The following is a 16,617-nucleotide window of genomic DNA, read 5'->3' as shown; positions in this document are numbered from 1 at the left end:
CCGGTATATCGCCAAGCAACTGACGGTTGCACTTGAAAAATATATCGAAATTAACGACATTCGACAACAAGGCATAAGAAAAAAGCGTACCGATTGGCACGCCTTTTGTTTAGTTAACGGATATTGTCACACTCACTGAATAATCCTGGTCACTTGGCAATCGATATGCTGGTTGCACATCGCTGCCCCAACTATCGATACCACCAACACCGCGAACTGCGCCGTAAACCGTCAAAACCGTTCGACGAGCCGGTGGCAATTCATTTTGATGGGTTGCTGATTCTAATTCAACCGCCGTGTATGGTAATGCTGAAAAGGCAAATTGATTATCTGTCTTATCCACACGTAAATGAGAACCAGTATTGTGGGTTAATGTCACCCAGTCCGTCTTAATATGCATCCCCATCTCTTGTGGCACCAAATATGGCGTAACCGGTAGACCGTCAACTTGATGAATACCCGGTTCACCACCTTGCCAACGATCAGGATACGTTTCACCCGACAACCCCTGATACGTGAAACCAGTAACTGGCGCGGGCATTACGAGTCGCAACCCGAAAGCTGGCAACTCCGGCAACTCCGACTGACCAAAATAGGTTGCGGTAATGGTTAACTCACCACCGTTAACTACCTCATAACTCACCAATACCGTCGTTTGTGGCGAAGTTGGTGTCTGATAGGTGAACGTGATTTTTACTTGGTCGGCTGTTTGCTGATTATCATAACGATTGTTTTCAGGCGCCACGGGCTTGGCAATTTCAACCCCGTCGACTATAACGTTGAAATCAACGGCCGTAGTGAACTGGTCGGCGCCAAACCATTGCGCACTCTTAGTTGAAAAGCCATTACCACGGTCATTATCCGTGGTTGCACGCCAGAAGGCTGGTTTTGGTACACGGTACAACCACTCAACGTCGTTCACACGCAACAATTCCAAGCCACCTTTTTCATAACTGAATAGGTAATGCGTATCGGCTGCATGAATCCCAAGGACGCCATCACCATACACAACCTTCAATTTATTTGTTTTCATATCGCTCATAGAAATATTTCACCTCTTGCATTGCTGGCTTCAACTGACGGTCGGCAAAGACAATACCGTTACCTGAGAATTCATAATCAGAATGGCGCTCGTTAAAGTCACCACCATAGGCTAAAAATCGTTGCCCCGTAATTGGATCGTCTTGCCACAACGCCTGATCTTTGAAATCCCAAATGAACCCGCCACCATATGCAGGGAACTCATCGTACAAGGCCATATATTCGTCAAAGTCTCCCACTGAATTACCCATGCTGTGCATGAACTCGCAGTTTAGATAAGGCTTCTTAGGTTGTTCAGTCAGATATGTCCGAATATCAGCCGGCGAGGCATACATCCGACTTTCCACATCTGAAATTCGGTCGTCATACTCCCGGTTATGGAAGACCCCTTCATAGTGCGTTAGTCGCGTTGAATCAACCTGCTTAAAGTACGCATTCATATCAGCGATGTTATCACCAGCATACGATTCATTACCAAGCGACCAAAATAGAATCGACACGTGATTCTTAAATTGCTCATAGTTACTCTGTGCCCGGTCCATCACGACATCATGCCAAGCCACATGTGAACCAGGGACGTTAACGGATGGTTCAACTTGTCCCATCTTCTGCCAGGTACCGTGTGATTCCAAATTCGTTTCCGCCATTACATAAATGCCGGCTTCATCGGCCATGAAATACCAAGGCACCTGGTTTGGATAATGGGATGTTCGCACTGCATTGATATGATTTTCTTGAATAACACGCATATCCTGGCGCATATCGGCTTCGTTAAGCGCACGCCCCGTTTCAGGCGACCATTCGTGACGGTTTACCCCATTCAGATACAAGCGTTGTCCATTCAACTGCAACTGATTATCAGCGCCGATTGCAATCGTTCGGAAGCCAAATGGATAATCCACAAAAGCAACCTCGTCACCACTTCCATTGGTCACTGTCACTTGCAAACGATAAAGATTTGGCTGTTGGTGAGACCACAGTGCAATGTCTGGCACAAGCAAGTCTGCCAGACGCACTTGCTCGGCAGCACTAATCTTCGTTTCTAATAGTGATTGCTGATTATGGTCCAAAATTGCAATCTGAACGTTACCCGTCACTGGTGTTGTTGCTGATAACTGCAACGTGACATCAACCATGCCGTTGCGACCATGTACAGTTGGCTTAATAGCGACGTCTGTCACGTCAATTTCAGGTAATGCCCGCAACCGCACACTTCTGAAGATACCCGAGAAGCGGAACATATCTTGATCTTCAATAAACGCTGCCGTACTTAGCTTATAGACAGCTACTGCAATCATATTTTGTCCTGCATGTAACTGTTCAGTTATGTCAAACTCAGCTCGGCTAAAACTATCTTCAGAATAGCCCACGAAGTAACCGTTCACCCACAGATACATCGCCTGTTCCACACCGTCAAATGTGATATGCATCCGCTTATTTTCAAAGTGCGTTGGTAAGTCAAAGACCTTAACATATTCGCCAACCGGATTATCCGGCGCGTCGCTGAAAATGCCCGGCATCCCTTGTGTATCCCCATCCATAAATGGTGGACGACGGTATTGTTGCCCATCCCATGGGTACAGTGTGTTAATGTATTGGATCTGACCATATCCTTGTAATTGGATGTGGCCAGGGACCGAAATTTTATTAAATTCTGCCCGCGTCGCTACCGCCTGTGGATCATAAAACTGTTCCGTTCGTTCACGCGGTGATGCTCCGTAATGAAAATCCCACTCTCCATCCAGTGACAACGTATCAGCTTGGTTTCCTGCCTTGTAATCTGCCTTATCTCGATAGATTTCGTGATCACTGTGTGCTGGCAGTTTGCCAACACGGAATACACGCGGATCATCTAACCATTCAAGTTTCGCTTCCATGTTTCCCTCCTCTTTTGTATGCGCTTACAAATCATTTTTGAAAAATGGCACCTCCAACACTGTTGGAAGTGCCATTTGACTGTTATTTACCTGCTGCTGTTAGATGTGCGATAAAGCGCTTCAGTCCCTCACGACCACTTGCGTCATACTTATAGACCCCTGCATGAGTCAGCACTTCAGCAAACACCTTTCCAACGGCTTGTTGCACAATTTCATGGACATTGGCAGGCGTCACCGCATGTTCACGGGCCAACATTTCAGCCCATGGTCGGTGCCCTTCAGCGACCTGTTCGATGCCTACCTCACCAAGTAAGAATGCTTCAACATCACTGAGTTCATCCTTCAAACGCGCTGGCAAGATAGCCAACCCCATCACTTCAATCAAGCCGATATTTTCACGCTTGATGTGTTGCACGTCTGGGTGGGGATGGAAAATGCCTTCTGGGTATTCAGCTGACGTCCCATTATCACGCAAAACCAAATACATGACGTATAATCCCGGACGCTTCATTGCAATCGGCGTCACCGTATGCTGTTGTTCACCACGTTCACTCGTCGCATGAATATCCAAACGGTCATCCGAGTACCCTTGCCAAGCTTCACGAATAAATTCGCTGGCTGCTACTAGCTTCTCTTTATCGGTTGCCGTTAAACGAATGGTTGTCATCGGCCAACGGACAATATCAGCTCGAATATCCGGGAAGGCCGGCATTGGAATTTCGCATTCTGTCGGCGCTTTCATCAACGGAAAGACATGGCGTCCACCTTGAAAATGTTCTTGTGACAGAATTGATCCACCAACGATTGGCAAATCCGCATTCGAGCCCACAAAGTACATTGGATAGCGTTCAACAATCGTCAGCAAGTTTTCAAACGTTGCTTGATTGATCACCATCGTCTCGCGTTCAAAGTCAACAAAAATCGCATGCTCCCCAAAGTATGCATATGGCGAATAATGCCAGCCCCATGTTTGCCCTTGCAATGATTTACGAATAAAGCGATGTGTTGCACGCGGTGCTTGTGTAATCGAGCCGGCGTACCCTTCATTCGTATAATCCAAGGCAGTTGGCGGATAAGCCGCTTTTGGTGCAGCCGCGGCCGCCTTGATTTCTGCTGTCGTCTTCTCCGGCTTGGACAAATTAATCGTAATTTCCAAATCACCAAAATCAGATGCCGCTTCGTAGGCAATATTCTTTTGAATATCAGCTACTTTAACGTTTTCAATGGCCCGGCTTAAGTCATAGTAATAAGCAACTACTTTTTCAGGGCTCTGGGCATACAACTTTTCAAAATTGCTTTGTAGTCGATCAGGTGTTGGCGTCACAATGTTCAACAAGCGTGCTCGCATCACATCTAGTTGCCAACGCTCATCGGGTGACTTATCAGAAATATCCAGCAACAATGTCGTCAATTCACTTAGCGAGCGCTCAGTATTCCCTGTCTGTCCATCAACAATCCCATCTAGACCGAGTTCAGCCAAGACTAAGTTAGTCCGATAAACTGTTTCCATTTCTGAATAGGCCTGTAGCTTAACACCCCATGCCACGAAATCTAAGACCAATTGACTACTATGTGAATCTAACATAACGACTTCCTCTACTTAATTTCATGCGTACCAGCAACAATTTCGGCGACGAAAAATGATGGCTGGTAGCCAATTTTGTTGGTGTAGACTTCACCAACTGCTGCCGTGATTTCAGGTACACGGGCTTCTTCAACTAACGCGATGGCTGAACCACCAAATCCAGCACCGGTCATACGAGCACCTAGCACGCCAGTTTGTGCCAACGCTGCGTCGACCAGTGTATCTAGCTCAACACCAGTTACTTCATAATCATCACGCAACGAATTGTGCGACGCTGTTAACAATTGCCCGAACGTTTCCAAATCGTGGTCCTGCAAAGCTGCCTTTGCTTCTACCGTACGTTGGTTCTCAGTCACGGCATGACGCGCGCGACGCATAATGACCTCATTATCAGCCGTTAATGACGCTGACGCTGCCAGGAATTGGTCCGTCGTCAAATCACCCAACGTTTGGATATCAACACTTTCTTGGAGCAAAGCCAATGCTGCTTCCGTCTCCGCACGACGTTCGTTGTACTTTGAATCAACCAATTCACGTTTCTTATTAGTCGTCATGACCAACAAACGATACTCACCAAACTCGGCCGGTACCATCTCATATTCAAGCGTGTTCGTGTCCAAGAAGATGGCCTGTTCGTCTTCACCAAAGGCGACAGCAAATTGATCCATAATACCTGTTTTTAGTCCAAGATAATCATTTTCAACTGCTTGCCCCATCTTCACAATGGTCAACTTATCATTCTCATATCCCATCAAATCAGCTAGCATATTAATGAGCAACATTTCCAATGAAGCTGATGATGACAGCCCTGATGCTGTTGGCATGTCACCAACAATTGCCAAGTCAAACCCTTTTGTTACGGGGTAGCCAAACTTGGCCATTTCAGTAATCACACCGCGCAAGTACTTAATCCATGTATCATATTGACGCAATGCGATATCATCCAATGCAATCAATTGAATCCCAGCCTCTGGGAAGTTCGCTGAATAGGTGCGAATCTCTTGATCATCACGTGGTGCAATCGCGCCATACGTCCCAACACTAATTGCAGCTGGGAAAACATGACCCCCATTATAATCGGTGTGTTCACCAATCAAATTCACGCGACCTGGTGAAAAGTACAACTTCGCCGGCTCATAGCCAAAACGCTTCTCGAATGATTGTGCTAACTCATGATTTAATTCATAAACCATTTTAATTCTCCTTCAAACGTGCTTCCAATTCCGCCACAATCTCAGCGTGACGTGCTTCAGTCAACGTCACCTTACGCCAGTAAATCAAAACTGACACGATGATCAAGACCATTGGACCATAGAACATAAACATCTTAAACATACTTAGGCCATGTGCAGTGATATCTGATGGCTTAGCGCTACCAGTCATCCCGGCTACAACCGCAGCGAATCCGACAACACCGTTAGCGAACGCACCTGCCAACTTATCCAACAATGGTCGAATTGCCAATGTCACTGATTCGTGACGAGTGCCAAGCTTCCATTGACCATATTCCACTGAGTCGGTAATGGTCATCAACACAACCAAGAACATGATTGGGTATGGCATAAAGAACATCGTGACAGCCGTCAAAACCAACGCCAAATTGTTACCTGCGACCATAAACAACAAGTAACCAGCTAACATCACAACCGCTCCACTAAAGAAAATAGTGCGACGAGCCAAAAACTTCGTTAATGTTGGGAAGATGGCAACTGAAATCATCCCTTCAATTGCTGTGAAAATACCAACCAAGTAAAACTCATTGTCAGCACCCATAACGTACTTGAAATAGTACAACAATAGTGAGTTTGTGACAACATACGCAAGCGCGAACATAATGTAAGAAACGGCTTGCCACATCAATTGATCGTTCTTTGCAACAACCTTAAAGACTTCAAGTACACCAACTTTTTCCGTATTTTGACGGACGACATTGTCCTCTTCTTTAGTGCCGGCTGCAGTTAGCAAAGCACCAAGGTAAGCGATGACCGCAATTACAATGGCGAACCAGAACCAACCAGTCTTTGTTTCAGTATGTGCCCCGGCAAAGGCCATTGAGAAGAACATAACCAATGGCACAACCACGATTTGTACACCTTGTTGACCTAGCGTTGACCCAAAGCGGGCTACCGTTCCAAACTTCTCACGCGTACTACTATTCAATGACAAAGCTGGCAACATTGACCAGAAAGCAATGTCCTTAAATGAGTAAAACGCATCCAACGTAACAAACACAATCCCAAACAATACCAAGTAAAGGAATGGGTGTGATGTTGCTAAGCCCCCAAAGTCAGTAAAAATAACCACCAGCAAGAATGAACTAATAAATCCTGCGATAATCAGCCATGGCTTAAACTTTCCCCATCGTGTCCGTGTGTTATCAACAATTCCCCCAATAATTGGATCAAACACAATTTCAATCAAACGAATGGCGACAATCATCGTTGTCACCCAACCAATCATTTGATTATTAAACGCTTTATCTGGCGTATCAAATAATTGACCCGTCACAAAAATCATAAAATACGTACTAAGCGTTGCATAGAACGCATCGTGTCCAAACGCACCTGCCGCATAAGACAGATACTGCTTCACATTTTTCATGCTTATATCCCCCGATATTTGGTTTCATAATTAACCTACTCACTTATAATAAAGCGCTTTCATTTGCTAAAAAGGCACTTTTATAACCAAATATCATGATTTATTGAAACCTTGTGAATTGTCGCACAAAAAAACCAGCAGAAAACTGCTGGTTCACTATTTCATGTTTGCCATTGGCGATAATTTAACGGACTAACACCGGTTTGCTTTTTAAAAACTTTACCGAAATACGTAGGGTCTTGATAACCACTTAGATTAGCGACCGCTTCGACACGTAAATGACGCTGGGAAATCAGCAATTTTTTGGCATTACTAATTCTGATTTGGGTCAAATACTCATTCGGTGTTTGTTGGACGAGACGTTTGAATACACGATTCAAATACTGCGTTGAAACCGATAAGGCTTCCGCTACCTCGGCAATCGACATATTTTCAGCAAAATGATTCTGCATATATGCGATAGCCGGTCCAACATAATGTTGATAGTCTGGTTGGTGTTGATCGATGGTTTGTTTTTGTTGACGCGTTAAGCCCAACAAAAGTCGATAAGCCGTCGTTGATACAGCCAAATCATCTACCGGATCAGTTGCTAATTGTTGCATTAACTGCTCGTGTAAGGTGGCATATAATTTGGCTTCTGTTGCTTCAACTAAAACAAATTCGCTATTCACCATTTGCTTCAGTAAGTCATCCACTAGTTGCCCCTGGAATGTCGCAAAACGTACTTGCCATGGCCGTTTACCCAAAGGCTCATACCGATGTGGCACACCCGGTGCAATCAAAATCCCCATCCCGGGCGATAATTCATAGCGTTTATCTCGTACCCAAAAAGCCCCCATTCCTGATTGCGTTTGTAACCAATGAAAATGTGGGAAGCCTTGGTGACGAATGATAACCCCCTGATTCCACTCAGCCCCAAGATGTTCGGCCATTACCGGCAAACTCAAATCTGCAATGTTATAAAAAGTACGCATAATAACCCCCATACTTACTATAACAAATCGAAATCGAGTTGACTTAGCCATTTTTGCAATTTGCCCCATAACGTAAAAAAGAAGCAGCCACATAATTGTAGCTGCTTCGATATTATCTTAAATTAGAAGTTGTACTTCGTGTCTTCGTCGTTAACCTTAACAACTTGTGACTTAAGTCCTTCTTCTTCAAGGAACTTACGGAATGGCACAAGTTCTTGTGCGTCATAACGCTCCTTGAAAGCCTTGATTTCTTCTTCAGATGCTAGGGCTGGATCAAGCTTCAATCCTTCAACAGGAATTGGACGCTCCTTCGTAATCTTAGCATCAACCACAACAACACGGCCTTGCTTGTAGTAGTCAACGGCTTCTTGCATCACCTTATCGATGTCTGCAATGCTGTTAACCGTCAAACCAACGGCACCTTGTGCTTCAGCAATCTTGGCGTAGTCAACATCACCAAAGTCAACGATTTCATCGTTACGGTAAGTGTTCGTATCCTCATACTTATCCTTGATGAAGCCGTATTGCGTGTTCGTCATAACAACGTTAATAACAGGCATGTTGTAACGAACTGCCGTCACGATATCTGAAATCAGTCATCGCAAAGGCACCGTCACCGGCGATATTAAATACTTGACGATCTGGGAAGACGTTCTTAGCACCAATTCCACCAGGGATGGCAATACCCATCGTTGCGAACAATGGTGACGTACGCCACATGTTCTTTGGTGTCATGTGCAAGTGACGAATTGACATTTGTGTTGTGTCACCAACATCAATTGAGAAGATTGCATCTTCATCAGCGTACTTGTTGATGGCGTTGTAGACTTGGTAAGCCTCCAATGGGCCTTCCGTCTTCGTCTCAATCTTGTGCATGTAGTCACGCCAGTTTTGGGCATCCTTCAAAGCAGCGTTCCACCATGCTGACTCAGCAACTGGCTCAACCTTCTCCAACAATGCTTCAACTGCCAAACCGGCATCAGCCAACATCGCAACGTCAGCCTTGTGACGACGTCCTAGACGAGCTGGGTTGCTGTCGATTTGGATAAAGTGCTTAACACCAGCCATGAAGTTCTCAACTTGTGAGAATGGGTAGTTGTTACCAATGAACAAAACAGTATCTGCTTCGAAGATAACATCGTTACCTGACTTCCAAGCAACACGTCCAGCAGAACCCATCAATCCCTCAAAGTCGTAATCGAATGCTTCGTAGCTCTTAGCAGTTACCAAAACAGGTGCCTTCAACTTACGAGACAATTCTTGTACAAGCTCACCGTGACCAATTGTTCCGAAACCAGCGTAGATTACTGGACGCTTAGCATTCTTCAAAATTTCAACAGCGGCATCAACATCAGCAGCCTTAGGTGCAACTGGGTCGTATTCCTTGTAAACATCACCAGAAGAGTAAATTGGGTTAGCGTAGTTCATCTCAGCGTCAATTTCAGCAAATCCGAAATCGGCTGGCACTTCAAGAACAGCGACACCCTTCTTTGAAATGGCGTTGCGGATGGCATCGTCAATCATGTATGGCAATTGCTCAGGAACAGCAACGCGCTTGTTGTAAACAGCGATGTTGTTGTACATTGGGTTTTGGTTCAACTCTTGGAATAAATCCATTCCCAATTCACGTGATGGCTTTGAACCCAAAATTGCCAAAACTGGCGTTGCGTCCATAGCAGCATCGTACAAACCGTTGATCAAGTGAGTAGCACCAGGTCCACCAGATCCGACAGCAACGGCCATCTTACCACTGAACTTGTATTGCATGGCAGCTGCCATACTTCCAACTTCTTCGTGCTTAACTTGAATGAACTTGATGTTGTTCTCAGGATTACTCATCGCGTTCATCAATCCACTCAAAGTTCCAGAAGGAATACCGTACATTGTGTCGATACCCCAACCTTCCATAACCTTCAATGCAGCCAAACCGGCTGTAATCTTCTTATCTGACATGAGATAAGCCTCCTGTTTAGAAAAAACAATTATTCTCCGTCACCCTAGCCAAACAACTAGGCCGATGAAGATGATTAATTAAATAATTACTTACGTTTAGTATAACGCTTTCAAACACTTAAGACAAATAAAAAGGTTTATTTTCCTGGAAATAATTGTAAGCGCCTTCCAACACAATTATATTAACGCTTTTCCAAATCGATGGGACAAAAAAGAGCACCTACTCGAAAGTAGATGCTCTCTTTAAGACTTAAGGTAAAATGCAGATTACCAAGAAGCCTTCTTAACACCAGGGATCAAGCCCTTGTGTGCCAATTGACGGAAGTTCAAACGTGACATTCCGAACTCGCGCATGTAAGCGTGAGGACGTCCATCAATCTTATCACGGTTGTGCATACGTACAGGTGATGCGTTGCGAGGCAACTTTGACAACCCTACGTAGTCACCAGCAGCCTTCAAGGCAGCGCGCTTTGCAGCGTACTTCTCTACAGTTGCTTCAATCTTCTTAGCCTTAGCGATCTTTGACTTCTTAGCCATGATTACTTAACCTCCTTGAACACAGTGACACGACGCAACTTTGGAGAGTACTTCTTCAACTCCAAACGGTCTGGCGTGTTACGACGGTTCTTAGAAGTCAAGTAGATACGCTCACCAGTTTCGGCGGCTTCCAACAAAATGTTAATGCGCATTAACATAACTCCTTGAATTTAATTTGTGAGGTGCCCCTCACCACTAATTTGAACGACAGGATTAGCTGCATTGGGCTAATCCCCAAGCTTGCGCCGTTACAATATAGCTAGTAAATTACAAATAATTATATTACACAGTTTATTGAGAAAATTCAAGTGTTTTCCCTAAAAAAGTGACAAGTAATTTTACTTGACGCGTTTTAAGCTTGATTTATCAAGGAAAACACGCATTTTTTAGATGCAGTTACTTCAAATTCCAAGCTGCACTTTCAAACCCGTTGTACAACTTATTAATTTCTTTTTCAGTTGTCTTGGTCTGATAAACCTTAACAATTTCACGATAGGCTTTCGTCTTGGCCTTATCCTTACGCGCCGCAATGATGTTGATGTATGGCGATGCCGTCTTTGGATTAGATACATCTTGCGTTAACAACACATTTTTTGTCTTTAACCCAGCATCTTGTGCGTAGTTACCGTTAATCACCGCTGCGTCTGCTGACTTCAATGCTGACACAGTTTGGTCGGACGCGATTTCAACAATGTCCAACTTCTTAGGATTATCTGTAATGTCCTTTACAGTTGGTGTATCAACACTCTCATTATACTTAATCAACTTGGCTTGTACTAACAAATTAAGCGCGCGTTGTTCGTTCGTCGCGTCATTTGGAATTACCACTTGTGCCCCATCCTTCAAATCAGCAAGCTTGTCATGCTTCAATGAATACAAACGAATTGGTGAAATCACCGTTTTACCAATCGAGACCAACTTATTACCCAGCTTCTTGTTTTGATCATCAAAGAACACCTTCGTTTGAAAGGCATTCAAATCCAAACTGCCGTCCACAAGGGCTTGGTTCGGCTTTACATAGTCACTGAAAACCTTGATTTTGATCTTCACGCCATACTTCTTCTCGGTACGCTTAGACACATTTTCCCAAAGCTCACGTGATGAATCACCAACAATACCAACTGTAACGGTTTTATCATCAGTATCAGCCTTCACGTGATTAATTACTGTCGTACCTACCGCAATCGTCGTTGCCACTGTTACAGCAGCCCCAAGCCAAATCTTCTTATTAACCATCTGTTTTCCCCTTAATCTTTTTCCGAATAATCCGCAATAAGTGCGGTTACCAATGCCACATGATGCTCGACCGAATGTTTTCATTTGGCGCATGGATTTGACTACCATCATAAGCTAACCCAACTGCTGCAATCGGTGCGCCAATGTATTTGTTCGCCCAGTACATTGGGCCGGTGCCAGCCGATGTTGGTGACACTTCGACGGTCTGGTACAGCTGTTCAGCCAATGTGACCAACGACAAAATTCGTGGTGCTGACATGTCTGAACGGTATCCTGGCGTTGCTAATGTTAGCGTCGCTTCAACATCGCCAAATCCATTTCGTTTTAGCTGATCCACTAGTTTGTCAAACACATCTTGTGGTTCTTGGCCTGGCACTAATCTAATTTCCAACTTAGCAGTCGCGCTTGCTGGTGTGACTGTTTTAACACCCGGACCCTGATACCCACTTTGGATTCCCTCAATATTCAGGTTGGACTTAAAAAACAAATTGTCATAGAAATCCTCACCCGTCGTCTCAGTCAATAACGGCCGTCTTAACCCAAGGTCACGTTTCAAGCTTTCAGGTGTGACTTCACCACCCCGTACTAGAGCTTGCTCGCGTTCATTCGGCTCGCGAGCTGTTTCATAAAGCCCATCAATTAAAATTTCACCATCTTGTCCTCTTAGTGACGCGATGGCATCAATCAAACGCCAAGCCGCTAAATCAACGACTGCTGCAAACGATGAATGAATATCTTCTGCCGCCGTCTGTGCTGAAAGCGTGAACGTAATAATTCCCTTATTACCCCCGAACACCTCCAAACGATCATCACCATGGACGGTACCAGATTCCCAAATAACTAAATCGACATTTTCAAATTCATAAGCATACTTTTCTAGGTAATCCTTAAAATATTCAGATCCGGACTCTTCAGCACCTTCAACTACAAAGTACACATTTACTGGCAATGTTTCATGCAGTGCAAGGTAATCTTCAACTGCTTCCAATCGTGCCGTGATATGCCCCTTATCGTCCGCTACACCACGTGCATATAGTCGCCCATCCTTTTCGGTTAACGTAAACGGATCAGTTTCCCATAGCGCAATTGGATCTTCCGGTTGTACATCGTAGTGGTTATAGAGCACCAACGTCTTCGCATCTGGTCGATTGCTTAAAACCTTAGCGAGGACAAACGGCGCTGGAAAACTGTCATCATACGTAACTTCTGCACCGGCGTCACGAAAGACATCTCTTAAATATTTTGCTGCGACATCTTGTCCCTCACGACGAGCCGAGACGCTCGGTATCGCAACTAAATCCGATAATACCTGTAAATTTTTCTCTCGATTACTACTCATCCCTGTTTCCCCTCATTATTCATCAACTCACATCGAATCCCGCGTTAATTCGATGCTGTCGGTTGGATTTTCCACAAAAAAAGTCCCAGGACATCCAAATGGACATCCTGGGACGACATAATCGTGTTACCACCCAGTTTTCCCTTTTTATTACCAAAAAGGGCTTCACACGTACGCCTTCTGACCGGACTAGTCAACGGTCGCCGGATATACGTTTGCGCGATAACGGGCGCACCCGGTTAATGCTTGCAAATCTGCTCACATTAACTCTGACTCAAAGACCATTTTCACCCCTTGCCAAATACCAACTCACACCAACCGTTGGCTCTCTGCGATTTTTTCAGGACTTACTTCATCTCGTCGTTGTCGATAAAGTAAGTATATTTGCTAAATTAAAAAATGTCAACATATTTTCTAATGTAATTTTAATTTAACGTGGCAATTCATTATAATTCGCGATGAATATTCTGGAAATTTTGCTCAATTTGATTCAGCTCATTCGCATAACCAATCAAGTTATCAGCGAACTCGTCAGCGCGTTCTGCGTCAGTTTTGTAGCGCAACTTGTGTTCCAAACTGGCCCACATGTCCATACCGATTGTTCTGATTTGAATCTCAACCGGTACACGTTCAACACCCGTCGACCTGAAGACGGGAATTTCAACCACTAAGTGCAAGCTGCGATAGCCACTTGGCTTAGGATTTTCGACATAATCCTTGCGCTTTAACAAAGTGACATCATCTTGGGCGACTAACAAACGTTCAACCGTGTAAATGTCATCAATATAATTCGTGATGACGCGAATACCCGCGATATCAAAGATGTTATCTGGAATAATATCCACAGTCATTGGCAAGTTTTTCCGTTGCAACTTGCCAAACAAACTTTGCGGATCCTTCATACGTCCCTCCAAATGATGGATCGGGTTATGGTTATAGTTCATTTGAAACTCAGCATCAAGATTTTCTAATTTCGTCGCAATCTCATGTTGCGCAGACTCGTACGTTTGATACATGCGGGCGAATTTCGTGAGTTCTTCGACTTCTACCCCGATATTTAGGCCCGACGTACTTAGCATGTCGCGCATTTGGTTGACGTTTATCGTTGAAGCTCGTTGATTAATCATTGCTACACTCCGTTTCAAAATCTTTGTATACATTATATTGAAACAGACCAACCTTATACCAGACTATAGATTTATAAGTTCGAAATAATTAGCGTCGCTTTTCCAAAACACTATTTTGCCCATCTAGAATGCGCGTCACTTCCTTCGCCAAGGCAGCCAACGTAATTGGTCGAAGTCGCTTAGCGGGAAGCTTGGACAAGATACGACCAACGTAATAACTCATCTGGCGTTTCCTATCATAAATAATACCTGGATACAGCGTCGTTGCTCGCTGTGGCAAACGCAAAGCCATGTAATTCTCCACTTCTTGCTTCGCACGCATGTATGGTGCCATGAAGAAAGGTGCGTAATTGGCCGACACGAACATGAACTTAACCTCTGGGCAGGCGCGTACAGCGTCAATTAAAAATTCCGCCGGTAAAACGCTGCTATTGGCATACGTTTGATGCTTAATCGGATTCGGCAGCAGAATGCCAATCACATCAATCACCCAATCCGCATCCCCAATCACTGATAGTACCTGATCAGTTACGTGATAATCAACTTGGTGGTACGTTACTGACTCGGTATCGGTTGTTACGTGTCGGCGCGTCAGTACATGAATGTCATATTTTTCTGGTGATAATGCACTGATAATCCCTTGACCAACAAAGCCAGTGCCCCCTGCAATCACAATTTTCTTTTTTGCCAAATAAACATCCCCGTCTTTCAATGTGTCCTAGTACTTCAAGTATACACATTGTAAGCCACGAACCCAAATCAAACTTTCAACACAGGGTACAAAAAAGCACCCCGCAAAAGCGAGATGCTTAATTAAAATTCTTTATTAATCAGTTGCCTTAGTTTCGTCACGAATTTCTGGCGTATCATCGATAACACCAGCGTCACCACGCAACACAACCCCACCGAACTTCTTAACGTCCAAAACCATGTTTGGCACCATGTAGTCCTTTGAGTAACCCTTGATTGGCAATGGGCCGATGTTTGAATCGATTGTCTCGTCAAACCATGGCTCCAAAGGTTGATCACCGCGAATAACAGCGAACACGAATGAAACTTGCATGGCAACTTCACCGTGGTGTGAATAAGGTGAAACCCCGTCTTCATACATCATAATCAAACGACGACCTGGCTCAGCCTTCAAAATTGGGTTAATCTTTTCCATTGCAGCGTCAGTAATTGTCAAATACATCTTTCCATCCTCCTTCAGAGTTAGTCTGAATTTATTCATTTCATATCTCTTTCAACACTTATAGTGTAGCACTGTGTTAAACGGATGGTAGAAAAAAGGGTTATTCAGCTAAACGCATGAAGTACCAACTGATGTATCCCATGGCAACCGCTAAGACGTCAATCGCTAGCACATCAAAGAATCCTGATAATTGCCAGCCAATTAACGTCACTGCAAATTCCAAAAAATTAAATAGGACGTACAAAATTGCAAAGAGCTTTAAGCCGTTGGCCAACGTCGTCATGTCGTGTGTTTGGGCCGCACTCCCCACGCGCCAGATTGTCCAACCAAGCAAGATGATTAACAATCCAAACACGATATTACGAGCTGATACAGCCGGTCGCAGAACTGCCTCCACGATACTGTTCAATGGCCAAATAAAGTTTAACAAGACGCCAGCCAACCAAACCAGAATCAACTGTTGCACCGTTTTTACCAAGTCCGTGTAGTCCTTATAGCGTGAATAACGCCATAGCGCTGCTAGACTGATTGCAATCAATAAGCCAGCAATCAGTTGCAATCCCTTAAATGCCGTCGCATATTGTGAATCAGGCGCCGTGAGAATCGCCAATGGATAGGCGACCATCCGATACGCTGGCCAAATAATCGTCGCAATCACGCTCTGCAAGACGTATAGCAACATGCCTACCATGCCAACGCCTAAAATTAATTTACTTTGCCACCATTGTCGCATGTCTTCACCTCATCATTTTTCAGTAATTCTATTTTACGCAAAAACGCAGTCAACAACTAGTAGTTGACTGCGTTTTATGTTATTTCATTAACTTTTCAATCTGTGTCTGCACATGATACCAATCACGGTAACGCACGATATCGTTAAACAAGACCGCTCGCATCAGTAGCCTGATAGCGAGTAATACAATCGCAACCACTAGCGCAACTAATGAGATGCCACTGTAGGGCCACAATTCCCCGTAGAATAGTCCGGCTGTTAGAAAAAACAGCACGATATTCGCTACAATCAGCAATTTTTCATGGATGTTGTACGTCGTTTTAAGCTCGTTTTCAACATCATCAGGCTGCAAACCACTGTTCCACCAGTTCCGAAATAGGCGTTCGCGTCTCTTAAAAAACATGTTCTTCCCTCTGTTCCCC

The 16,617-nt window shown here is 44.4% G+C and carries 15 protein-coding genes, 1 pseudogene and 1 other annotated feature; all 16 genes and pseudogenes read right to left on the bottom strand.

The features are described from left to right. Positions 1–109 precede the first annotated feature (109 nt). Positions 110–1,033 (bottom strand): beta-galactosidase small subunit, encoded by a 924-nt coding sequence (locus OIT45_RS10610; RefSeq protein WP_264340110.1) that lies wholly within the window; start codon positions 1,031–1,033, stop codon positions 110–112. Then, on the bottom strand, positions 1,020–2,918 hold the full coding sequence (locus OIT45_RS10605) for a glycoside hydrolase family 2 protein (RefSeq protein WP_199404194.1): 1,899 nt from the start codon (positions 2,916–2,918) through the stop codon (positions 1,020–1,022). Before OIT45_RS10605 ends, OIT45_RS10610 begins: the two co-directional genes overlap by 14 nt. Positions 2,919–3,000: 82 nt before the next feature. Further along, positions 3,001–4,503, bottom strand: coding sequence for a UDP-glucose--hexose-1-phosphate uridylyltransferase (locus tag OIT45_RS10600; RefSeq protein WP_264340065.1), 1,503 nt, complete (start codon positions 4,501–4,503; stop codon positions 3,001–3,003). An 11-nt stretch (positions 4,504–4,514) separates the two neighbouring features. Further along, the gene (locus tag OIT45_RS10595; RefSeq protein WP_199404192.1) at positions 4,515–5,696 is read right to left on the bottom strand and encodes a galactokinase; all 1,182 of its coding nucleotides are present in this window, start codon (positions 5,694–5,696) and stop codon (positions 4,515–4,517) included. Between the two features lies 1 nt (position 5,697). Then, positions 5,698–7,104, bottom strand: coding sequence for a glycoside-pentoside-hexuronide (GPH):cation symporter (locus tag OIT45_RS10590; RefSeq protein WP_087045637.1), 1,407 nt, complete (start codon positions 7,102–7,104; stop codon positions 5,698–5,700). Between the two features lie 161 nt (positions 7,105–7,265). Beyond that, entirely contained in the window at positions 7,266–8,078 is an 813-nt protein-coding gene (locus OIT45_RS10585) for an AraC family transcriptional regulator (RefSeq protein WP_056973261.1), read from the bottom strand. Positions 8,079–8,200: 122 nt separating this feature from the next. Then, positions 8,201–10,031, bottom strand: a pseudogene (gene spxB / locus OIT45_RS10580) (pyruvate oxidase). Positions 10,032–10,298: 267 nt separating this feature from the next. Beyond that, positions 10,299–10,568, bottom strand: coding sequence for a 30S ribosomal protein S14 (gene rpsN / locus OIT45_RS10575; protein WP_003607614.1), 270 nt, complete (start codon positions 10,566–10,568; stop codon positions 10,299–10,301). Positions 10,569–10,570: 2 nt separating this feature from the next. Then, positions 10,571–10,720 carry a 50S ribosomal protein L33 gene (gene rpmG / locus OIT45_RS10570; RefSeq protein WP_002827335.1) on the bottom strand — a complete coding sequence of 50 codons (150 nt, stop codon included), beginning with the start codon at positions 10,718–10,720 and terminating at the stop codon, positions 10,571–10,573. 244 nt (positions 10,721–10,964) lie between these two features. Continuing rightward, entirely contained in the window at positions 10,965–11,804 is an 840-nt protein-coding gene (locus OIT45_RS10565) for a MetQ/NlpA family ABC transporter substrate-binding protein (protein ID WP_003607618.1), read from the bottom strand. A 46-nt stretch (positions 11,805–11,850) separates the two neighbouring features. Continuing rightward, on the bottom strand, positions 11,851–13,143 hold the full coding sequence (locus OIT45_RS10560) for a M20/M25/M40 family metallo-hydrolase (protein ID WP_264330376.1): 1,293 nt from the start codon (positions 13,141–13,143) through the stop codon (positions 11,851–11,853). A gap of 105 nt (positions 13,144–13,248) precedes the next feature. Then, positions 13,249–13,516, bottom strand: a binding site (T-box leader). Between the two features lie 73 nt (positions 13,517–13,589). After that, complete coding sequence (locus OIT45_RS10555) at positions 13,590–14,270, bottom strand: GTP pyrophosphokinase family protein (protein ID WP_199404191.1); 681 nt, start codon at positions 14,268–14,270, stop codon at positions 13,590–13,592. Positions 14,271–14,358: 88 nt separating this feature from the next. Further along, the gene (locus OIT45_RS10550) at positions 14,359–14,961 is read right to left on the bottom strand and encodes an NAD-dependent epimerase/dehydratase family protein (RefSeq protein WP_199404190.1); all 603 of its coding nucleotides are present in this window, start codon (positions 14,959–14,961) and stop codon (positions 14,359–14,361) included. A 135-nt stretch (positions 14,962–15,096) separates the two neighbouring features. Continuing rightward, the gene (locus OIT45_RS10545) at positions 15,097–15,462 is read right to left on the bottom strand and encodes an iron-sulfur cluster biosynthesis family protein (protein ID WP_003607622.1); all 366 of its coding nucleotides are present in this window, start codon (positions 15,460–15,462) and stop codon (positions 15,097–15,099) included. Between the two features lie 100 nt (positions 15,463–15,562). Then, positions 15,563–16,195 carry a hypothetical protein gene (locus OIT45_RS10540; protein WP_135390938.1) on the bottom strand — a complete coding sequence of 211 codons (633 nt, stop codon included), beginning with the start codon at positions 16,193–16,195 and terminating at the stop codon, positions 15,563–15,565. Between the two features lie 79 nt (positions 16,196–16,274). Then, entirely contained in the window at positions 16,275–16,598 is a 324-nt protein-coding gene (locus OIT45_RS10535) for a hypothetical protein (protein ID WP_003607624.1), read from the bottom strand. Positions 16,599–16,617 lie beyond the last annotated feature (19 nt).

This window comes from Weissella sp. LMG 11983 (genome assembly GCF_025908495.1).
In the GTDB taxonomy this organism is placed as follows: Bacteria; Bacillota; Bacilli; order Lactobacillales; family Lactobacillaceae; genus Weissella; species Weissella fermenti.
The sequence above is the reverse complement of the archived record's forward strand: the minus strand, read 5'-3'. Positions and strand labels throughout refer to the sequence as shown.